This window comes from Pseudomonas amygdali (assembly GCF_002699855.1).
Taxonomy (GTDB): domain Bacteria; phylum Pseudomonadota; class Gammaproteobacteria; order Pseudomonadales; family Pseudomonadaceae; genus Aquipseudomonas; species Aquipseudomonas amygdali.
Genome location: NZ_LKBW01000190.1, coordinates 16,752 through 36,931 on the forward strand (window position 1 = coordinate 16,752; position 20,180 = coordinate 36,931).

Below are 20,180 nucleotides of genomic sequence, written 5' to 3' on the forward strand. Positions count from 1 at the left end.
CAGGTTGATCAGGCAGTGCGGTATTTCGGTTGGACCGGGGCAGCCGAATGCTCGGTTTCATCCTGCACCCGTGCGCCGCTGGAAGCGCGGATCAACAGGATCTTGAGTTGATCGTTGATGCGTTCCAGGCTGTCCTGAAAGTAGTTATGAAAGACCACGCAGAACAAGGCGATGGCAATACCCAGCCCGGTCGCGAACAGCGCCGTGCCGATACCGGCAGAAATCTGCCCGGGATCGGACACCCCGGCACTGGCCAGCGCCTTGAACGTGTCGATGATGCCCAGAATGGTGCCCAGCAACCCCAACAGAGGTGCAGCGGTAGTGATGGTCTCGATCAGCCAGAGGCTGTGGGCCAGCGGCGCGCGAGTGCTCAGGTACTGGGTTTCGATGACATCATCCAGATCCCTGCGCGAGCCCTGAGCATTTTTTTGCGCAAGCACCGGCAGGACCATGCTCAGCGGCAAACCGGCCCGGCGTGTCAGCGCCTCCGGCAGATCCTTTTCACTGTGCACCGAAGCACTGAGTGCCGTTTGCAGCGCCCGTGCCTGACGGCGTACATAAGCAAAGTAGATACCCCGTTCGATCGCGACAAAGATCGCTACCGCGATGGCGGCGTACATCAAATAGAAGGTGATGTCGTGAAGCTGATTCATGTCCATGGCACAGACCTCTGGTCAATGAAGATTAGAAATTGGCTTCAAGAGAAACGGTAACGGTACGCTCGACGCCGACGATGTACGCCGGGTCGCCATCGCGGAAGCCGCTGTATGTACCTGCGTTGGTCTTGGTGGTGTACACGCCGTCCAGGTACTCCTTGTCGAACAGGTTGTCGACGTTCAGACGCAAGGTGGCATCCTTGACGATTTTCTTGTCCACCGGCAGATAGATGCCCGCGCCCAGATTGAAGATGGTGCGCCCCGGAATGCTTTCGTCGTTGGTCAGGTCGCCATACAGCTCGCTGGTGAACTTGGCTCCGAAGGTGCCGTAATAACTGCCGTCGTCGTAGCCGATGTTGGCGGCCAGCATGTTCTTCGGCACGTTGGCAAACTGCTTGCCGCTGGTAGGCAGCTCGATGGCAGCGCCGTTATTGAAAACGGTCAGGTCATCCTTCTGTTTGGCGCGGGTGTAGGTGTACGAGGTGTAGTAATTGAAATGGTGCGGCAGCAGGCCGCTCCACTCCAGTTCCAGCCCGCTGTTATCGACTGCACCGGCATTGATGTCGGCAAAGTCACCATTGATGTCTCTCGATGACACCTGGCGGTCCTTGAACTGCATGTAGAACAGGGTGGCGGCCAGCGTCATGTCCTGTTCGGTAAAGCGCCAGCCCAGTTCATGGTTCCAGCTGGTCTCCGGCTTGCTGTTGATGGAACCGGTGCCCGGGTCATAAAGGACGTAGTTCTGCGGTATGCGCATGTTGCGCGACAGGCTGTAGAACAACTGGTCAGGCTCATCCAGCTGATACTTGAGGCCTACGTTCGGCAGCAGCTTGTTGTAGGTCTGGTCACGTTTTTCCGGCCGCTCGGTAAGGCTGCCGTGGTTATTGCCTTCACGCTCGACATTCATGTAGGCCAGGCCGCCGATCAGCGTCCAGTCCGGGGCGAAATACCAGGTGTCCTGAGCCCATACTTTTTGTGCAGGCGTCACGGTATAGCGATCACGGCCCTGGATCTCATTGCCGTTGGCATCGACCATGTAATCCGAGTCTGGCCAGATGCTTTCCGGCTTGCCGTTGCTCTTCAGGCGAATGAAAGGCTGAGTCTGCAACTGACGCGCGCGCTCATACCAGTAGCCGACTTGCACGCTGTGCTCGTCGTTGACATCCCAATTGAGCTTGGTGGTGATCCCCGGACGCCAGGTCTGGGTGCGCGAAGGTCGGTAATACACGCCGGTGGTCGATGAGCCATCAGCGTTATAAGCGGCAGCCGTCGGCAAGTTGCTCAGGTCGAATACACCGTTCTGATTCGAGCCGCGGTTGAGCGCATAGGAGGAACTGTTTACTCCGCTGCCGTTACCCCAGAAGTAATAGGGGATGACTGAAAGCGCCAGATTGTCGGCCAGTTTGAATTGGGTATTGAGCACGGCGGTGAACGTCTGGAACGGGTTTTGCGCCAGTTCGTAATAACTGGACAGCTTGCCGTTGCTGCCCAGCGCGGGAGTCGAAGGATAGGGGTCAAACTTGCGCCCGTTCTGCTGGAACTGGCTCTTGGTGAGCTGGCTGTAGCTGTTGTTATCCTGCTCGTGGTACTTGAGGATCAGGTTGGCCGTATTGCCCGAGCCCATGTCGAAGAAGCTGTTCCACTCCACCTTGTCAGCGCGCACGGCACCGTCACCGCGCCATTTCTGGCCTTCGGTGTGAGACATCGACAGCCAGTTGCTCAGCCCGTTGATTTCACCGGTATTGAGCCGCGCAAAGGTCTTGTAAGTACCGTTGCTGCCTGCACTTTGTTTGACGAATGCGCCGGTTTCCTTGGTGGGCCGAATGGTGACAATACCGATGTTGCCACCGCTGGAACCGATGTGCGGGCCGTCACTCTCGGCAGAGCCCTGGGTGACGAAGATCTGATCGATGTTTTCCGGGTCGCCCAGCAGGTTGGAATACAGTGCATAGTTGCCAGAGTCGTTGATCGGCATACCGTCTACCGACATGCCGACCTGATCGGAGTTGAGGCCGCGCATGGTAAAGCGAAAGCCCGACAGGCCGGTGGCATCTTCACTGGAGATATTCAGGCCCGGCGTGTACTTGAGTTTATCGATCGCGTTACCTGTTGCGGTCTGCTTGTCGAGCGCCTCCTTGGTCACCGTGGAGCGCGCCTTGATGCTCTCCTCCTGAACCATGTAGCCACCGCCAACCGTCGCCTTCCCTTGTACGCCAATGGTGCCGACGTCACTGGCACTCGAATCAGCCATGGCCATGCCGTGGCTCATGCCAGCGGCGACCAACGCAAGGTGAATTCTGGAAAGCTTCATCACTCTGTTCCTTGTCAGTGCTATTGCACGCTGTAGTTGAAGGTGGCGGTGAAGCGCTGTTCGCTACGCCCGCCGAAGGCTTGCTCGGGAAACGGTTTGACTTGCTTGATGCGTCGCAGACTGTTGGCTGCTGCGCGGTTGAGCAGCATGCTGGACGCCTGGGTCTGAATGCCGGAGTCCAGCACTCGCCCCTGGCGATCAACCAATAACCACACCACCACTTCGCCGCTCGGACGCTCCAGTGAGGCCTGGCGTCCGGTCGGGTACTGTTTGTAGCCATCCAGATCGTTACGCAGCCCTTTGAGGTAGCCGCCTTCGAGGCCCTGCGTGTCTACTTTCGGCTGCGCCGGTGGCTGAGGCGGCGCGACGGCAGCGCTGGCCACAGGCTTACTGGGGGCCTGGACCGGCTCGGCGGGCTTTACTAGCGCCGGGGCTGGCTTGGGCACCGGTTCCGGGCGCGGCTTGGGTTCCGGCTTGGGTTCCGGCTTGGGCTTGGGCACGGGCTTGGGGACAGGTTTAGGCATGGGCTTGGGCGGTGGCGGAGCAGGCTCGGCGTCTTCGCTTTCCACCACGGGCGGCGGTGGTGGCGGCTCTTCAGGCTGAACCGGAAGCGGCTCGGTCGGCACCACGGGCTCTGGCGCTGGAGGCTCAGGCTCGATCAACGCCAGCTCCACGGCTGACTGGTCATAAACCGGCTCTACCTTAAGGGCCCGCGTCTGCACCCCCATCACAATCACGATGAGCGCCACCAGCGCTGGCAGGCCTGCGAGCCACTGACGTACACGAAACAGGACATACATGGTCAGGATTTACGCGTGGCAATGGAAACCGAGGTAAAGCCACCCAGACGCAAGGTGTCCATAATCTCGACCAGACGTGCGACCTCAACGCCCTTGTCGCTGTTGACAATAATGGTGGTTTTAGTATCGGGCTTTTCCAGCGCCTTCAAGGCAGGCACCAGAGCCTCGACTGTGGTCGCCTTGCCATCAAGCTGTAATTCGCCGTTGAGGCCCAGGGTCAGGATCGATTTGTTCTGCGGCTTGAGCTGCTGTGAACTGCTGGCGCTCGGCAGCTGGGTTTTCATCCCCAGAGCCGGAATCACGTTCAGGCTGACCAGTACGAAAAAAACCAGCAGGAACATCATCACGTCGATCATCGGGATCAGTTCGATGTGCGCCTTGCGTTTTTTAGGTTCGTCCCACGTTCTCATACCATCCGCCCTTCTTGTCAGAGGCCGAGAATCTAGCAACCGAATATGACCGATCAGTTAGGTTTACATGACTGTTACATGGCCTTTGTAAGCTCTTTTGATGGCACTAAAATGTTTCTCGCAGCCGTCATAAAAACGCCATGGAAACGCGGCAATTCTTGAGTATTGAACTCAACGGAAAATCCGGGATGCGTCTCGATATGCCCAGTATCCGCACCTCACGACTATTGCTCTGCCCGTTGCGAGCCGAGCAGGCCAGCGCCTTGTCGCGACTGGCTGACGACCCCGTGATTGCGAGCATGACGGCCACGGTCCCCTCGCCCTACACCCTGGAGCATGCACAGGCTTTCATTGCCGATGCACCGGAACAATTCGCCGCTGGACGAACATTGAGCCTGGGGGTTCATGCCCAGGAAACCGGAGAGTTGACCGGGGTCGTTTCACTGCGCCTGTCAACCTCGCATCGCAGCGGCAACCTGGGTTACTGGATCGGTGCCGATTACCGAAAGCAGGGCTACACCAGCGAGGCTGTGCAGGGTTTGCTGATGCATGGCTTCACCGTCATGAACCTCAACCGCATCGCCGGTCAGTGCTTTGCCGACAACATGGCCAGCGCCAGGGTGCTGGAGAAGTGCGGACTGTCGTATGAAGGCTGTATGAAAGAAGCATTTTTGAAGAACGGTGTTTTCAAAGACATGTTGCTGTTCGGGCTGTTGCGCTCGCAGTACGAACCAGCAGAGGCCGCGCAATGACTGACTTCAATCCGGATCGCCGACGCATCATTACCGGCGTGGCCGGTGCCACGCTGCTATCGATCCTCAGCCCGTTTGCCCGCAGCGCAGGTGTCGATTATCCGTTCACGCTGGGCGTGGCATCCGGCGACCCGCTGCCTGACGGCTTCGTGATCTGGACACGCCTGACGCCACAGGTGATGACAGCCACGGGCGACGGCGGCCTGAAAAAACCCGTCGAAGTACGCTGGAAAATCGCCAGCGATGCAGCGATGACTCGCGTCGTACGTACGGGGCAAGCGACCGCTCAACCGCGCTTTGCTCATTCAGTACATATTGAAGTGGGCGGTTTGCAGCCTGGACGTCCCTATTGGTATCAGTTCGAAAGTCTGGGCGCGCAAAGCGCCGTGGGTCAGGCCTGCACTGCGCCGCTGGCAACCGCCATGGTCTCGGCACGGTTCGGCTTCGTGTCGTGTTCACATTGGGAGGCGGGATATTTCAGCGCCTACAGGCACCTGGCTGCGGAGCGACCTGACATGGTGTTCTTTCTCGGCGACTACATCTATGAAATGAACGTTTCTCCCACAAACATACAGTTCCCGCGCCGCCATGCCACCTCAGACCCGATGGACCTGGCGGGCTATCGCAACCGATACGCGCAGTACAAGACCGACCCGGACCTGCAAGCGCTGCATGCCTGCGCGCCGAGCGTCGCCACCTGGGATGATCACGAAGTACAGAATGACTACGCCGCGCAGTGGTCCCAGGACCCGAACGTTCCTGTGGACAGCTTTCTACGTCGCAGAGCCGCCGCTTATCAGGCGTTTTACGAGCACATGCCCTTGCGCGCGAGCAGCCTGCCCAAAGGACCGGACATGCGTATTTACCGGAACCTGGACTATGGCCGCCTGGCACGTTTCCATGTACTCGACGGTCGGCAGTATCGTTCCGAACAGGCGTGCATCCAGGCCAACGGCAGCCGCCGAGGCTACGTAGCGCCCAGAGACTGTCCGGATCTGAGTGATCCGAAACGCACCATGCTCGGCTGGGAACAGGAGGCCTGGCTGGACCGCAGCTTCGCTGAGTCCCCCGGACAATGGAATGTCATTGCCCAGGACTTGCTGGTCGCTCCGCTGGAACAGCGCAATCTCAAAACGCAAGCGCTCGGCCACTGGACCGACGGCTGGGACGGCTACGCGGCGACCCGCGAGCGCATACTGGCATCCCTGCAACGCCAGCAGACCCGCAACCCGGTGTTCTGGGGTGGCGATATCCATTCGTTCTGGACCACCGACCTGCACGCCGATGCGGGCAATCCGGACTCAGCCGTCGTCGCCACTGAATTCGTCGGCACCTCGGTGACATCCAGCGGACCGCCATTCGACGCCTTCAACAGCATTCTGGGGCTCAACCCCCATGTGAAGTTCTTTGACAGCCGCCAGCGTGGCTACGTGGCGGTGGACCTCAGCGAGCAGCAGATGCTGACCCGCTTCCAGGTGGTGTCGGATGTGCTCGACCCCGCTGCCAGTGTGTCGACGCTCAAACGCTTTGCGGTGGAGGCTGGCAAGGCCGGGGCGGTTTCTGGGTAGGCGATTCGTAGGGAGGGCAGCACTTGGGACAGTATTGTCCACTGTGAAGAGACAGTAAAACGCGCGTCAGGCGCTTTTTCCCTTTCCGGTGAGCTACTAATCTGAACCCACGTTGAACGCCACACCTCACCTACCCAAACGAAAGGACTTGACCATGAAAAACGCCCCTTACAGCCGCCTGAACAAAGATGACGCCATCGTGCTGCTGATCGATCATCAGACAGGCCTGATCTCGCTGGTACAGGACTTCTCGCCGAACGAGTTCAAGAATAACGTCCTGGCCCTGGCTGACCTGGCCCGCTTCTTCGAACTGCCGACCATCCTCACCACCAGTTTCGAACAAGGCCCCAACGGCCCGCTGGTGCCGGAACTCAAGGCCATGTTCCCCGATGCGCCATACATCGCCCGTCCAGGCCAGATCAACGCCTGGGACAACGAAGATTTTGTAAAGGCGATCAAGGCGACCGGCCGCAAGCAGTTGATCATCGCCGGGGTAGTGACTGACGTGTGCGTGACCTTTCCGACCCTGTCGGCACTGGCTGAAGGCTTTGAAGTTTTCGTGGTCACCGATGCATCCGGCACCTTCAACACCACTGTCCAGCAAGCCGCCTGGTCGCGTATGACCCAGGCAGGTGCGCAGTTGATGAACTGGTTCTCGGTGGCCTGTGAGCTGCAAGGTGACTGGCGCAACGATATCGAAGGGCTGGGCAACCTGCTGTCCGAGCGGATCCCGAACTACCGTAACCTGATGAACAGTTATTCGGCACTGACTGCCCGGTAGAGGCCCTGCGTCAAATCAACTCCCACGTATCATTGGCCTGCCTGCAGAATGTGTTCTCCTGCTTTTCAGTGGTGCCACCGTTGACTTCCAGGCTTACAGAAAGCGGTCGACAAGTAGTCTCGGCCGCTGTTTTGCCAGAGGGCAAGGAAGAGATTGAGCCCAGATCGAATGCTTCAGTCTCTTTGCTGGCCGACACATTCATATCATCGAACCTGACTGCAGCAAGCCTCTTTCTGGTATCGGCATCGGACTGCGTCATCACGTAGTCCTTGTGCACGTAGCCCACGGTCACGCCCTTGCGCCCCACCAGAATCCAGTCACCGGTAGAACCCACGGCAGTGAATTGCGTATTGCCCGGCAGGCTGCCCACCTTGTCAGCGTTCATGTTCGGTGCAGAGCGCACGTTGAGGGTAGACCGGGTGATATAGGGTTGATTGATAAGCTTCATCGACGGCACGCCCTGAATGTTGGGCGTGCGTTTGACATCGATGGTCCGGACCGCCTTGAACTCCGGGCCTGGCGTGATCCGGGCGCTTGCATTGGAGTGATCGGAACGCCAGATGGCCGTGGGCTGCGCTACAGGAGTTGCGGGCTGACTCAGAACTTCCTGAGTGCGCAGCGCCAGTGCCTGTTTATCCCTGTCGTCGAGCAACTGACCGATGCGGTTACCAATATAGCCGCCGATGCCTGCAACGATCAGCGCGGCTGCGATCTGACCGTTACCCTTGCCCATCGTTGCACCGACCGCCAGACCGGCGATACCGCCGATCACAGTACCCGCCTGTTCCTTGCTGATGCCCATCTGCGCGCATCCGGTGACTGAGGTGGCGATGCTTACCGCCAGAATTGATGCAACGAATTTCTTGCGCACGGGGCTTGCTCCCTTTTGAAACGTTTCACTCGGCGTTGAGCAGAGGTCTGGTCAAGTTGTACAACATGGCTTCTGCAGACATCGCCCAATGAAAGACACCGGCCATGAGGGTCGGGCCGGCCTCGATGTCCTTGAACGCAGTGCGATAGCCTGGCGATTGAATGATTGCGTTGCCGGCGAGCAATGGAACCATCACGATCAGGGCCACCGCTGCCGCTCTGACGGCGACAAGCCTCTTCTGTATGAACGCGCGCTGCTCGACGGTCGACAACAACAACCCGACGATATTGAGCGCGCCCATGAAAAGACCACTCAGCAACGACCAGGGTACGAACCACATGTTTTTGAGGACGCTCAGGCTCTGTGCGCCATGCACATCAGTGCGCGCAACGTCGCTGGCCATGTTGCTGGCGATGCCATTGAGGTACGTGTTGAACTGATTGGGCGTGACAAGCAGGTCCATTCCTTCCACGTAGAGCGGGCCCAGGACCTGACGCGCCATGCCGCGCACCTGCGCAGTGTTGGCCATCGCCTGACGGGTACGCAGGCCTGAAGGCATCGCCAACGCGTAGTCTTCGGCGCTCGGCGGGTCCTGTTGCAGGGCTGCGTTCGGGAGGGCAAGCGGTTTGCGTTTATTGCCCGCTACGCCAGAGCGCCGCAAGGCTTCTACCTTTGCGTATTCACGGGCGATATCGTCAAAGACCGGGATGACTTCCGCTTGCAGCCGGCTGTAGAGCCTATCGGCGTTGCGTCGGGTATAGCCCTTGAAGACGGTTTGGGCGAAGCCCTGAAAATTGTGGCCAATCTGCTCGACGTACGAGCCCTGAACACTCATGAGTACGCCAAGATTGGCGATGAAGGCCTTGCCCTCGCCCTTGTCGCGATATTCCTGATAGGGAATGCCGGGTATCTGCACCGAATCGTAGAGCAGGCCTTTTTTCGTCACGTAGGCGTAAAGGCTGTAAACCCGCAGATCGGCCGGAAACGCTTCAGCAATCGCGTCCGGGACCACACCCTGAACCCACCAGGTCAACGGGGCCAGTACCACGGTACTGAGCAGGATGGAGCGCATGAGATGCTGCTGATGTCCCCATTTCCCATGAGCCCAGATACACAGGCGCCAGGCCGCCAGGCACACGCTCACTGCGGCAAGGCTCTGCCCGTATATTTCCAGCGCCTGCAGGTTTTTGAGGGGAATATCGGCGCCAGCCTTGTTCAACAACTCTGCGTTGAACAGCAAGCCACCGATCAGGCAAAGGGCATTGAGAACGGTAAGTACAGCAAGCAGCATCCAACCAATCCTTGTCAGAGTGGAACCAGTGATTCACAACACTTGAGTGCGAAGGTGATCACTGACCAACTGCGGCGCATTCTGCCTGCAGTCCAAAAATGATGCCAGAGCTATCAGGTGTTGCCGGTCGTCCGTGCCCTGCAACACCTGAAATACCGACAGTGACGTCAGCTGCTACTTCAACTGATTGGCAAACCGACCCACTGCGCCTACCACCTGTTTGGCCCCCTCCTGAATCTCGACGATCACCGCGCCCGCCTCGTTGGCCAGCAAAAGACCCTGTTCCGCCTGAGTGCGGCTGTTGGCCATGCCGCGTACCGCCTCATCGGCCAGCGACTGGTTTTGCTGCACGACGCTGACGATCTCTTCGGTCGCGGCGCTGGTGCGGCCGGCCAGTTGGCGGACTTCATCGGCGACCACGGCAAAGCCCCTGCCCTGCTCACCGGCGCGCGCGGCCTCGATGGCGGCATTGAGCGCCAGCAGGTTGGTCTGCTGGGCGATGCCGCCGATGGTCTGCACGATGGAGCTGATCAACAGGGACTGCTTGCCCAGTGCTTCGATGCCCGACGATGCCGACTGCATCTCTTCGGATATCTTGCGCATGGTCTGCACAGTGTTCTGCACCACATCCGCGCCGCGCTGGGCGCTGACGTCGGTCTGCTGGGAGATTTCAAACGCCACGCTGGCCGCCTGGCTGACTTCATCTTCGCGGGCGACCTGATCGGTCACCAGCGTGGCGAACTTGACGACCTTGTAGAGTTTGCCCTGAGCATCATGAACCGGGTTGTAAGTAGCCTCCAGCCAGACCTCACGCCCGCTGCTGTCGATACGTTTGAAGCGCCCTGCGACGAACTCGCCGCGGTTGAGCATCGCCCAGAACTCCCGGTACGGTGCCAGTGAAGTTTCAGCCGGATCACAGAACATGCTGTGGTGCTTGCCCTTGATCTGCGCCAGGCTGTAACCCATGCCACGCAGAAACTGATCATTGGCCGTGAGCACGTGGCCGCCAAGATCGAACTCGATCACGGCGGTAGAGCGCAGCAATGCCTGAATGAACGCAGAGTTCTCGGCAGCGGTCTCGACGGTCTGGGTGATGTCCGACCCGTAGCATTGCAAGGTCACCAGTTTGCCCTGGTCATCCAAAACCGGCTGCCACATAGCACGAATCCACACCAGACTGCCGTTGGCATGCAGAAAACGGTAGTTGTCGATCACCGACTCACCTTTCTGCACCGCCAGCTTGAGGTTACGGTAGCAATCGAGCTGTTTGACGTAGGACGGCACCATCTGGTCCAGATCCTTGCCCAGCAACTGGTCGGCAGAATAACCAAGCGCCCTTAAGAAGTTGTCATTGGCATGGACGATACGGTTGTTGGCGTCCAGACTCAGCGACACCATACGCGCGTCCATCCCTTTCTGCATTTGCCGATACATCGATAACTCGGCGTGTTGTGCCTGTAATTCCTTTTTCAAGCGAGTGTTGAACATGACGGCACCAGTAGTGGGTTGTACGTATGTATCGGCCTAAGCGTAGACGGGATTAAGGCGTTTCGTCTGATGATGGCAGATTGAATTGATGTGGGTTGCCCGCATAACCGGGGCCTGCAATTGCGGAACCTTGAATGGGCAGGCTGATAACGAATGTGCAAGGCGAAACAAAATGCAGGAGCCATAGGTCACAACGGGTTGACCAGCTATTGCCTGCTAGACTCACTTACTTGCAGCAACGCCATTAAGGACCCTCAATGATGCGACGCATTCTGATCACCGGTGCAAACGGTTTTGTCGGGCAGATGCTGTGCCGTAAGCTGCAGCACGCCGGGCACCATATTGTTGCATTGGTGAGCCCTGACTCTCCCCGCTCCGCTTATGCTGCCGAATCGCTGCATTGTGACATTCGCGACGCCGCTGGCCTTGAGCAAGTGGTGTCTCAGGCAAATCCCACTCACGTTGTGCATTTGGCGGCTATTACGCATGTGCCTACCAGTTTCCAAGACCCTCTGGCCACCTGGCAAACCAACGTCATGGGCAGCGTGAACCTTCTACAGGCATTGCAACGCAAGGCCCCTCAGGCATTTGTGTTGTTTGTCAGCTCATCGGAAGTCTACGGCGAGGCATTCAAGCAGGGTATTGCGCTCGACGAAAACAGTGTCTGCAAACCCATGAATCCCTATGCCGCCAGCAAACTTGCCGCCGAAGCGGCCTTTCATGAGTACTTTCGTCGTGGCCAGAACGGTATTGTCGTACGTCCGTTCAATCACATTGGTGCCAGGCAATCGGCTGATTTCGCGACCGCGTCATTTGCTCGTCAGATCGCCTTGATAGAAGCAGGCAAGCAAGCACCACAGTTGAAAGTCGGCAACTTGCAAGCGGCGCGAGACTTTCTCGATGTGCGTGATGTGTGCAATGCCTACGTCGCCCTGCTGGACATGGCCACCAGGCAGGAAGCCTATCCTCAATGCCTGAATATCTGCAGCGGCGAGCCCGTCCGTATCGAGGCAATACTGAGTCAGCTCATGGCACTGAGCTCAGAGAGGATCGATGTGATAAACGATCCCGAACGAATGCGGTTATCTGACATCCCCTGCGCGTTCGGTGATAACTCCGCTATCCAGAAAGTCACTGGCTGGACGCCCACCACAACGCTGCAGTCTACACTCACGACACTGCTGAATTACTGGCGCGATGAGATAGCTGCAACGGCTTGAGCTACCGGTTTTATGCGTGAGGGGCGTTGCGATCAACAACGCCTGAAACACCCACCCTACACCTACTAGAGTATGAAAGAGGGACGCTTAAAACGATGTTCCCTGCTGGTTACGCTTCAGATCGGCATCCACCATCAACCGGCATAGCTGCTCGAGACTAGTGTTCGCTTCCCAGCCAAGCACCTTCCTGGCTTTTTCGGGGTTGCCGATAAGCAGCTCCACTTCAGAGGGGCGATAGAATCTTGGGTTGACTTGAACAAGGGCTTTGCCCGTGGCCGCATCAATGCCCTGTTCGTTCTCTGCGCTACCTTTCCACTCCAGGTCAATATCGACAGCCTTGAAGGCCATTGCCACAAAGTCTCGAACGGTTTCGGATCGATGGGTGGCCAGTACGAATGAGTCGGGCTCATCAGCTTGCAGCATGCACCACATGCCTTCGACATACTCCTTGGCAAAACCCCAGTCAAGTCTGGCATCCAGATTGCCTAATTCCAGAAGTTGTGACATACCCAGTGAAATACGTGCGGCAGAATCGGTAATTTTGCGGGTGACAAACTCTTTTCCCCGCAGAGGAGACTCGTGATTGAACAGAATGCCGCTGGCACCGAAGATCCCATACGACTCCCGATAGTTGATCGTCATCCAGTGCGCGTAAAGCTTGGCCACACCATAAGGACTGCGAGGATAGAACGAGGTGCTTTCGACCTGTGGGACTTCTTGCACCTTGCCGAACATTTCAGAAGTGGACGCCTGATAAAAGCGTATTTTCGGGTTCACTATGCGTATCGCTTCAAGCAGGTTGACTGCGCCCAGGCCGGTAATTTCAGCAGTCGTTATCGGCTGGTCGAAGGAAACACCAACAAAGCTCTGCGCCGCCAGGTTGTAAATCTGGGTGGGCTCGGCTTTTTGCAGCAAGCGAATACTGGCACTCAAGTCAGTCAGGTCGTGTTCAACAAGGTGCAAATTCGGATGGCTGGCCACGCCAAGTTCTTCAAGACGCCAGAAGTTGACCGAGCTGGTACGGCGGTAGGTGCCGTAAACCGTATAACCTTTTTCCAGCAGCAACTGAGTCAGGTAAGCGCCATCCTGGCCAGTGATACCCGTGATAATTACAGATTCTCTAGGTGCATTCATAAATAGGGGATTCCGGTCCGGGCTGACGCGACTTCATTTATTACGCCGAGGTGCATTCATGACGCTCGGCACGCTCGCTTCGAAGGCAACCCACAGCGCTTGAGTCGAAGCATATGATCACTATAGATGCGGAATCTGATGTGCAAGCAGTCATTTTCAGTAAGTTATGTTTGCGAGCTGCTCCGAACAAATATCAGAACAGGATAAGTAGGCCGTGCGGTTTACCACTCTCACCGTGCGGTTACCCTAGCGCAGATGACCAAAAGGAGAACAGCAGTCGTCCTGACGCCTTGCCGGAAAGTCGACAGGAACCGCCGGTCGCCTTCAAGACCCACACACCACACACTAATAGCACTAAGACATCATTCGTGATGTCCTAATGTCTCTCGATGTTAATGTACCGGTGTCACATGCTCGTTTCCGCCCTTGAACGCCCCAATCCTGAAGATGCACAACTCCTTGCGGAGGTAGAGCAGACGATTACTTCAGGTGTGGGTGCGTTGCGCTTCAGCCGTGTGCTTGAGCGACGCTACCAGGCGGAAACCAGGCCACAGCGGCGCGAATTTCTGACGGCGGTGGGGATTGGTGGCAGCCTGATCTACAACCTGTTTCTGATCAGTGACTGGTTGATTCTGCGGGATGTATTTGTCTATGTGGCGCTGGGGCGTCTGTGCCTGATCACGCCGATGTTTATTGTGCTGTTAGTGCTGGCGCAACGCTTTTCCACTCGCTGGGCAATGGAAACGACAGCTGCGACCGCGACGGTACTGTGCTCGCTCATGCCCATGCCCATGCCCATGCCCATGCCCATGCTGGTGATGATTCACAGCCAGAGCCCGTATCAAATCTTTTATCAACTGGGCATGCTGTTGATCATGGCCTATTGCACCATGATCCAGCAATTGCCCCTGCGCCATGCAGCCGCCGCGATGTCATGCATGCTGATCATCCAGTTGGTGACAACCTACATTGCCAATTTCGCGGACTTTGTGATCTGGCAGGCCAATGCAGTGCTGTTCGTCTCCACGGTAGCGCTGCTGTTAATGGCTTCGTATTTTCTGGAGCGCGCCAGCCGCATGAGCTATCTGTTCGCGCTTCGCGGACGCCTGCTGCAAGTGCAGTTGATGGAGTTCGCACGCACCGATGGTTTGACCCGCCTGTTCAATCGACGCTATCAGGACGAAGTGATGACCTCGGTTTGGGAAAGCGCGCGTAAAACACCGGCGGACGTGGCCATCATCCTGCTGGACATCGATCACTTCAAATCCTACAACGACAACTATGGACACCCACAAGGCGATACCTGCCTCAAGTTGCTCTGTCAGAAAATCCAGCAAAGCGCGCATGAAAATGGAGCCGTGGCGTTTCGTTTTGGCGGTGAAGAGGTTCTGGTTCTGATGAATGGCGATGCCGGACAGGCCAGAGAAATGGCCGACGCCCTGCAGGCCGCTGTCGCGGCGCTCAAGTTGCCGCACCCGGTGCTGGGCGAAAGCGCGTTCGTTACTGTAAGCCTGGGGGTAGCGTGTGCAACCGCGCCGCAGACCACTGCCGACCACCTGATCAGCGCTGCTGACAATGCCCTCTACGCCGCCAAGCGCGCCGGACGTAACTGTGTTTGCTTTGCGTGAAATGACGCTTTGCAGGGCCCGGCTTTACCCCACATCCAGGCCGCTTTAAGCTCGTCGCGCAAACCAAGGCCAGGAGCCAGCGCATGAGCGTTCACATTGATGTCAATAACAACCCTACAGAAGAAGATCGCCTGGCGATTCTGGAACCACTGAAGCGCTTTAACGCCGAGCAAGCGGGTGACGGCAAGTCAGAGAAAGTGGCGATGTTCATTCGCGATGATCAGACCCGGGAAATTCTCGGTGGCCTGCACGCACGCATTCTTTATCAATGGTTGTTCATCGAGTTGCTGGTGGTGCCGGAGCAAACCCGGGGGCAAGGCATGGGCTCGCGTTTGATGCAGATGGCTGAGGATCTTGCGGTCGAGAAAGGCTGTGCAGGGATCTGGCTGGATACCTTCGACTTCCAGGCTCCGGATTTCTATCGCCGCCACGGTTACACCGAGTTCGGGCAGATTGACGACTATCCGCCCGGCAGCAAGCGCTTCTTTTTCCAGAAGCGCCTGCCGGTATCAGCGTCCTGACGCTTGCGTCAGACCTTGAACTTGCCTACCAGGTTGTTGAAGGAAATCGCCAGACGAGACAGCTCCTGACTTGAAGCGCTGGTCTGGTGAGCGCCAGCAGCGGTCTGGGTGGAGAGGTCCTGAATGTTGATCAGGTTGCGATCCACCTCGCGCGCAACGTGCGACTGCTCTTCGGACGCGGTAGCAATCAGCATGTTGCGATCGTTGATTTCGGCAATGCTCTGCGCAATGCGCTCCAGCGACTGGCCGGTGGCCTGAGCCAGGGATTGAGTATTGCTGGCGAGGGTACGGCTGTTACCCATGGCTCGCACAGCCTGATCGGCACTGGCCTGCACGCTGCCTATCATGGTTTCGATTTCACCTGTGGACGCCTGAGTACGAGCGGCAAGCGCACGTACTTCGTCGGCCACCACGGCAAAGCCGCGGCCCTGTTCACCGGCGCGCGCAGCCTCGATGGCGGCGTTGAGGGCCAGCAGGTTGGTCTGTTCGGCGATACCACGAATCACGTCCAGCACCTGACCAATCTCACGAACCCGCCCGGCAAGCTCTTCAACCATTGAGGTGGAGCTGCTGATCTCGGCGCTGACGTTATTGATCGCACTGACCGCATCACGCGCCTGATCACGCCCGGTAGCCGCTTCGGTACTGGTCCGCTTTGAGGCGTCAGAGGTAGACATGGCGTTACGCGCCACTTCTTCGACCGCAGCGGTCATTTCGGTGACCGCCGTGGCAGCCAATTGAATCTCGTCGTTCTGTCGCGTCAGGCCACGGCTGCCTTCTTCGGTAACGGCATTGAGTTCTTCAGCAGCCGAAGCAAGCTGATCGGCAGCGCTGGAGATCTGTCCGATAGTGCTCTTCAGGCTGTTCTGCATATCACTGAGCGCAGTTAGCATCAGGCCTGCTTCATCACGGTGAGTGCTGACGATCGGCTGGGTCAAATCGCCACCGGCAATGCGCTGCGCACTGACAAGGGCAGAGGAAATGGGCGAACTGATCACACGACTGATAAACAGTGCCAAAAGGAAAGCAGCCACGAAGGCAATGCCGATACCCATATACAGATTGAGATTGGCCGATGATTCTGTTTTTCCAGCGGCGATTGCACCTTCGCCTATCTGACGGTTGTTGGAGCCGACTATGATGTTCAGCTCACCCATCACGGTCAGATAGGCCTTGCGAACGTCGCCTTCGACCAGCGCCCTCGCAGCTGCAACGTCTCCGGAAAAGGCAACAGCCGCAGCCCGATCGACCAGCGTCTGATAGACGGGCCAGTCCTTGTCCATCTGATCACCTGCAGCGCGCTCGTCATCTTCAAGCGGTGTCGCACGATAGGTCGCGTAAGCTTTTTCTGCTTCTGCGCGATTGTTTTTCTTGCTGGCGAGAACTTCATCCTTCGCGCTTTGCGACGCATCGCTGGCGGCGACCGAAAGCAAGCGATACAAATCACGATTCTGCTCGACAACATTGATGGTGGCCTCGTTGGTTTTCGACACCGACACCAGGTTGTTGGAGAACGCAAGTTTCAGGTTGCTGGCAAGCTCACCGATCCCCCGGCTGGCAACCATGCCCACCGCGAGGGTGATAACCGCGCAGAGTGCAAATGAGATAAACAGCTTGGTGGAAAGCTTGGCGTTGTAGAACCAGTTCATGGAGAAATCTCTAGTTTTAACAGCTGGCTGAGGCTGGGCTGCGGTGCTCGAGGACCGGCAGCTTCAGGCTCTGTATAAAGCGTCTATCGGCAGCATCAAGCACCACTGAAGTGACATTCATCCGATTGGCCGCCAAGGGCTCAGGGCTAATGGCGCAATGCTTTGAAACAGGCTTAAGGTAACGGCCCAGCGGTGTAACAAGAACTTCCCGCACTGACTGCGTTAGTATTTCCCGCCTACGATCAGTCAGAGCCACGAATCAGGATGCCGTCTTCGCCCGCCGAAAAACGTCCATTACCGTCCATCCTTGCCGGTCCGCTGTTACGCCGCCAGGAAGCCGGCCGCCTGGTACTGTGGCTGGTGGGCTCGCGCCCGCTCAAGCTGATACTGCGTCTGCGTCATGGCGTTGAGAATGCAGCAGATGACTTCAACGACCATTCACTGACCGATCAGCAATGCCAGATCGTCGCAGTAGGTCGCCACGCATTCATTCATCTGATCGACCTGCAACTGGAGGCCGAGCTGCCCCTGGACACCTGGATCGATTACGACCTGTTGGTAGATGGCGAACCGGGCGGTATCGCCGAGTGGGCGCCGCACCTGCTGTACGACGGTGCCCGTTATCCGAATTTCGTAGTGCGCAGCAGCATTGATCAGCTCTTGCATGGCTCGTGTCGCAAGCCACATCACAGCGCGGCCGAGGGTCTGCTCTGCGTGGATCGCCTGTTGGCCGACAACCAGGACCCGTTGCAACGCCCTGCGCTGTTGATGATGAGCGGCGATCAGATCTACGCCGACGATGTCGCCGGGCCGATGCTGCGCGCCATTCATGTGCTGATCGAACGGCTGGGGTTGTTCGATGAGCAACTCGACGGTGCTGTTGTCGACGACAGCACCAGCCTTTATGCGCACCCGGCCAGCTATTACCAGCGTGCCGACCTGCTACCCGCCCTGAAAAGCAACGACACGCTGCGTGAGCGGTTCTTTGGTGGCACCAGCAAGCCGGTATTTACCAGCAGCACTGCGGATAACCATTTGGTCACTCTGGCGGAAGTGGTGGCGATGTACCTGCTGGTCTGGTCACCCACGCCCTGGACCCTGATCGAGCCAGGCAAGCCGCATCTGGAAGCCGACGAAGTCGAGCGTTATGCCAGAGAGCAGCAACTGGTCGAGGATTTCACTGCGGGGCTTGAGGGCGTGGCGCGTGCGATGGCTCACCTGCCGTGCATGATGATTTTTGACGACCATGACATCACCGATGACTGGAACCTGTCGGCAAACTGGGAAGAAACCGCGTACGGCCATCCCTTCTCGAAACGCATCATCGGCAATGCCCTGCTCGCCTATCTGCTCTGCCAGGGCTGGGGTAACAATCCCGACGCACTCAACGACCTGGTCCGGCAGGTACATGAACTGAGTGCAGCGGCTGTGCGCAAGGATAACTGGCTGGACAGCACGGCCCAGGACGCGCTGATCGATCAGTTGCTGAAGTTTCAACAGTGGCATTACGTTCTGCCGACCAGCCCGGCGCTGGTGGTACTGGATACGCGCACCCGACGCTGGCGCAGTGAATCGAATTTCAATCACCCGTCCGGCCTGCTGGACTGGGAAGCGCTCAGTGAACTGCAACAGGAGCTGATCGACCATAAATCGGCGATTATCGTGTCACCTGCCCCCGTGTTCGGCGTCAAGTTGATTGAGGCGATACAGCGTGTCTTCAGTTGGTGCGGCTACCCGTTGCTGGTCGATGCGGAAAACTGGATGGCGCATCGTGGCGCAGCCAACGTCATTCTGAACATCTTTCGCCATTCCAGAACCCCAGGCAATTACGTGATCCTCTCGGGTGATGTGCATTACTCGTTCGTCTACGAAATCCTGATCCGTCAGCGCAGTGGCGGGCCTCACATCTGGCAAATCACCAGCAGTGGCATCAAGAATGAATTCCCCCGTCGTCTGCTGGACACTTTTGATAGGCTGAATCGCTGGTTATACTCCCCCCGCTCACCTCTTAACTGGTTCACCAAGCTCCGCCTTATGAAGGTTGTTCCGCGCATGCCCGAGCACAGCAAGGCCGGTGAACGCTTATGGAACTCGGCAGGTGTCGGTCAGGTAATGTTCAATGAACAGGGCCAGCCGACCCTGATCAACCAACTCAATGCCAACGGTGACGCGCCTACCTGTTTCGTCGAACCGCAAGACTCCAGAGACGAGCGGTCTGACACAGATCGCGGTTTTCTGGAAAGTAACCGGGAAACAAGGGATAGTCACCGCTAAACTTATCGGCAATTGCCGGGTCGATAGTTGCTACCGGTCAGGTTTGCGGCACACCCTGGCAAGCATTATTTCCTGGAGAGCGCCCCCGTGATAACCAATCAACGCATAGCCAGACTCAACGCTTGGGGCGCGCATGGCTTCACCGCCACCGGCGTCGTCCTTGCGTTCCTGGCTACCATTGCCTTGTTCAACAACGAACCCAAAGCCTGCCTGCTGTGGCTGGGCGCTGCCCTGATCGTGGATGGCGTAGACGGCTCACTGGCTCGCAAGGTCAATACCACATCGGTACTGCCGCACTTCGATGGCTCGGTGCTGGACCTGGTCATAGACTATCTGACCTACGTGTTCATTCCGGCACTGTTCATCTATCGCTACATACCGGTGCCGGATTACACGTTGCTGCTCAGCGTATCGGTGATTCTGGTGTCGTCGCTGTTCTGCTTCTGCAACGTCGACATGAAAAGCAAGGACAACTACTTTCAGGGCTTTCCCGCGGCATGGAACGTAGTTGCCCTGTGCCTTTACATTCTGTCGCCCGCGCCGTGGCTGACGTTTATCACCATTATCGCCCTGGCATTGCTGACCCTGACGCGCATGAAGTTTCTGCACCCGTTCCGTGTGCGTCGTTTCATGCCGATCAACATCGCAGTCACCACCGTGTGGTTGTTGTCCAGCGCGCTGCTGATCATCAACCACCCGCACAACGGCCCTGTGGTCATGGGGCTGTGGCTGGCGATGTCGGCGTATTTTCTCGGAATTTGTGTCTGGAGAACGTCGCTGGAGTGGCTGGGCCGGCTTAAAGCCTGACGCCGAGGCCAGAACAAAA

17 protein-coding genes and 2 pseudogenes are annotated in these 20,180 nt (G+C 57.7%); 8 read left to right on the forward strand and 11 right to left on the reverse strand.

Translation table 11 applies throughout. The features are described from left to right. Positions 1-8: 8 nt before the first annotated feature. From AO277_RS13595 to AO277_RS13610, 4 genes are read right to left on the reverse strand one after another with little or no spacing between them, the layout of a single operon-like run. Positions 9-659 (reverse strand): MotA/TolQ/ExbB proton channel family protein, encoded by a 651-nt coding sequence (locus tag AO277_RS13595; protein WP_044318188.1) that lies wholly within the window; start codon positions 657-659, stop codon positions 9-11. Positions 660-684: 25 nt separating this feature from the next. Next, positions 685-2,967 (reverse strand): TonB-dependent receptor, encoded by a 2,283-nt coding sequence (locus AO277_RS13600; protein ID WP_044318189.1) that lies wholly within the window; start codon positions 2,965-2,967, stop codon positions 685-687. Between the two features lie 20 nt (positions 2,968-2,987). Next, the gene (locus AO277_RS13605) at positions 2,988-3,767 is read right to left on the reverse strand and encodes an energy transducer TonB family protein (RefSeq protein ID WP_044318190.1); all 780 of its coding nucleotides are present in this window, start codon (positions 3,765-3,767) and stop codon (positions 2,988-2,990) included. 2 nt (positions 3,768-3,769) lie between these two features. After that, positions 3,770-4,177: an ExbD/TolR family protein gene (locus AO277_RS13610; RefSeq protein WP_002552107.1), complete on the reverse strand. Its 408-nt coding sequence runs from the start codon at positions 4,175-4,177 to the stop codon at positions 3,770-3,772. 188 nt (positions 4,178-4,365) lie between these two features. Between AO277_RS13610 and AO277_RS13615 the strand changes: the two genes are divergently transcribed. From AO277_RS13615 to ycaC, 3 genes are all read left to right on the forward strand, one after another. Then, positions 4,366-4,929: a GNAT family N-acetyltransferase gene (locus tag AO277_RS13615; protein ID WP_044318191.1), complete on the forward strand. Its 564-nt coding sequence runs from the start codon at positions 4,366-4,368 to the stop codon at positions 4,927-4,929. Then, positions 4,926-6,497 (forward strand): alkaline phosphatase D family protein, encoded by a 1,572-nt coding sequence (locus tag AO277_RS13620; protein WP_044318192.1) that lies wholly within the window; start codon positions 4,926-4,928, stop codon positions 6,495-6,497. The genes AO277_RS13615 and AO277_RS13620 overlap by 4 nt, the downstream gene beginning before the upstream one ends. A 154-nt stretch (positions 6,498-6,651) precedes the next feature. Then, a complete protein-coding gene (gene ycaC / locus AO277_RS13625; RefSeq protein ID WP_005746486.1) occupies positions 6,652-7,278 on the forward strand; it encodes an isochorismate family cysteine hydrolase YcaC in 627 nt (208 codons plus the stop codon). A 10-nt stretch (positions 7,279-7,288) separates the two neighbouring features. Here the strand turns inward: ycaC and AO277_RS13630 are convergent, their stop codons facing one another. From AO277_RS13630 to AO277_RS29710, 4 genes and pseudogenes are all read right to left on the reverse strand, one after another. Then, complete coding sequence (locus AO277_RS13630) at positions 7,289-8,149, reverse strand: SH3 domain-containing protein (RefSeq protein ID WP_044318193.1); 861 nt, start codon at positions 8,147-8,149, stop codon at positions 7,289-7,291. A gap of 25 nt (positions 8,150-8,174) precedes the next feature. Further along, complete coding sequence (locus AO277_RS13635) at positions 8,175-9,440, reverse strand: hypothetical protein (RefSeq protein WP_044318194.1); 1,266 nt, start codon at positions 9,438-9,440, stop codon at positions 8,175-8,177. 174 nt (positions 9,441-9,614) lie between these two features. After that, the gene (locus AO277_RS29705) at positions 9,615-10,169 is read right to left on the reverse strand and encodes a methyl-accepting chemotaxis protein (protein WP_369812071.1); all 555 of its coding nucleotides are present in this window, start codon (positions 10,167-10,169) and stop codon (positions 9,615-9,617) included. Positions 10,170-10,211: 42 nt separating this feature from the next. Continuing rightward, positions 10,212-10,928, reverse strand: a pseudogene (locus AO277_RS29710) (PAS domain-containing protein); the annotation flags it as partial. Positions 10,929-11,188: 260 nt separating this feature from the next. On the opposite strand from AO277_RS29710, the gene AO277_RS13645 reads away from it, so the two are divergent. Further along, the gene (locus AO277_RS13645; protein WP_002552099.1) at positions 11,189-12,148 is read left to right on the forward strand and encodes a GDP-mannose 4,6-dehydratase; all 960 of its coding nucleotides are present in this window, start codon (positions 11,189-11,191) and stop codon (positions 12,146-12,148) included. A gap of 87 nt (positions 12,149-12,235) precedes the next feature. Here the strand turns inward: AO277_RS13645 and gmd are convergent, their stop codons facing one another. Then, entirely contained in the window at positions 12,236-13,282 is a 1,047-nt protein-coding gene (gene gmd / locus AO277_RS13650; protein WP_044318196.1) for a GDP-mannose 4,6-dehydratase, read from the reverse strand. Positions 13,283-13,692: 410 nt separating this feature from the next. On the opposite strand from gmd, the gene AO277_RS13655 reads away from it, so the two are divergent. Further along, positions 13,693-14,910, forward strand: coding sequence for a GGDEF domain-containing protein (locus AO277_RS13655; protein ID WP_044318197.1), 1,218 nt, complete (start codon positions 13,693-13,695; stop codon positions 14,908-14,910). Positions 14,911-14,993: 83 nt separating this feature from the next. Then, positions 14,994-15,431, forward strand: a complete 438-nt coding sequence (locus AO277_RS13660) for a GNAT family N-acetyltransferase (protein ID WP_002552096.1) — start codon at positions 14,994-14,996, stop codon at positions 15,429-15,431. Positions 15,432-15,439: 8 nt separating this feature from the next. On the opposite strand, the gene AO277_RS29885 is transcribed toward AO277_RS13660, so the two are convergent. Both AO277_RS29885 and AO277_RS29890 read right to left on the reverse strand, forming a co-directional pair. Then, positions 15,440-16,324: a methyl-accepting chemotaxis protein gene (locus tag AO277_RS29885; RefSeq protein WP_404944462.1), complete on the reverse strand. Its 885-nt coding sequence runs from the start codon at positions 16,322-16,324 to the stop codon at positions 15,440-15,442. Next, positions 16,298-17,080 (reverse strand): annotated as a pseudogene (locus tag AO277_RS29890) (MCP four helix bundle domain-containing protein); the annotation flags it as partial. The pseudogene AO277_RS29890 and the gene AO277_RS29885, both read right to left, overlap by 27 nt. Positions 17,081-17,344: 264 nt before the next feature. Here AO277_RS29890 and AO277_RS13670 point away from each other — a divergent pair. Next, positions 17,345-19,354, forward strand: a complete 2,010-nt coding sequence (locus AO277_RS13670) for an alkaline phosphatase D family protein (protein WP_044318199.1) — start codon at positions 17,345-17,347, stop codon at positions 19,352-19,354. A gap of 87 nt (positions 19,355-19,441) precedes the next feature. Beyond that, complete coding sequence (gene pcsA / locus AO277_RS13675) at positions 19,442-20,161, forward strand: phosphatidylcholine synthase (protein WP_002552093.1); 720 nt, start codon at positions 19,442-19,444, stop codon at positions 20,159-20,161. Positions 20,162-20,180: the final 19 nt, after the last annotated feature.

What these genes read in the sequence shown, in the direction of transcription:
- AO277_RS13595 (WP_044318188.1), bottom strand. Translation starts at nt 659, where the DNA reads ATGGACATGAATCAGCTTCACGACATCACCTTCTATTTGATGTACGCC.
- AO277_RS13600 (WP_044318189.1), bottom strand. Translation starts at nt 2,967, where the DNA reads ATGAAGCTTTCCAGAATTCACCTTGCGTTGGTCGCCGCTGGCATGAGC.
- AO277_RS13605 (WP_044318190.1), bottom strand. Translation starts at nt 3,767, where the DNA reads ATGTATGTCCTGTTTCGTGTACGTCAGTGGCTCGCAGGCCTGCCAGCG.
- AO277_RS13610 (WP_002552107.1), bottom strand. Translation starts at nt 4,177, where the DNA reads ATGAGAACGTGGGACGAACCTAAAAAACGCAAGGCGCACATCGAACTG.
- AO277_RS13615 (WP_044318191.1), top strand. Translation starts at nt 4,366, where the DNA reads ATGCGTCTCGATATGCCCAGTATCCGCACCTCACGACTATTGCTCTGC.
- AO277_RS13620 (WP_044318192.1), top strand. Translation starts at nt 4,926, where the DNA reads ATGACTGACTTCAATCCGGATCGCCGACGCATCATTACCGGCGTGGCC.
- ycaC (WP_005746486.1), top strand. Translation starts at nt 6,652, where the DNA reads ATGAAAAACGCCCCTTACAGCCGCCTGAACAAAGATGACGCCATCGTG.
- AO277_RS13635 (WP_044318194.1), bottom strand. Translation starts at nt 9,440, where the DNA reads ATGCTGCTTGCTGTACTTACCGTTCTCAATGCCCTTTGCCTGATCGGT.
- AO277_RS13645 (WP_002552099.1), top strand. Translation starts at nt 11,189, where the DNA reads ATGCGACGCATTCTGATCACCGGTGCAAACGGTTTTGTCGGGCAGATG.
- gmd (WP_044318196.1), bottom strand. Translation starts at nt 13,282, where the DNA reads ATGAATGCACCTAGAGAATCTGTAATTATCACGGGTATCACTGGCCAG.
- AO277_RS13655 (WP_044318197.1), top strand. Translation starts at nt 13,693, where the DNA reads ATGCTCGTTTCCGCCCTTGAACGCCCCAATCCTGAAGATGCACAACTC.
- AO277_RS13660 (WP_002552096.1), top strand. Translation starts at nt 14,994, where the DNA reads ATGAGCGTTCACATTGATGTCAATAACAACCCTACAGAAGAAGATCGC.
- AO277_RS29885 (WP_404944462.1), bottom strand. Translation starts at nt 16,324, where the DNA reads ATGCTAACTGCGCTCAGTGATATGCAGAACAGCCTGAAGAGCACTATC.
- AO277_RS13670 (WP_044318199.1), top strand. Translation starts at nt 17,345, where the DNA reads ATGCCGTCTTCGCCCGCCGAAAAACGTCCATTACCGTCCATCCTTGCC.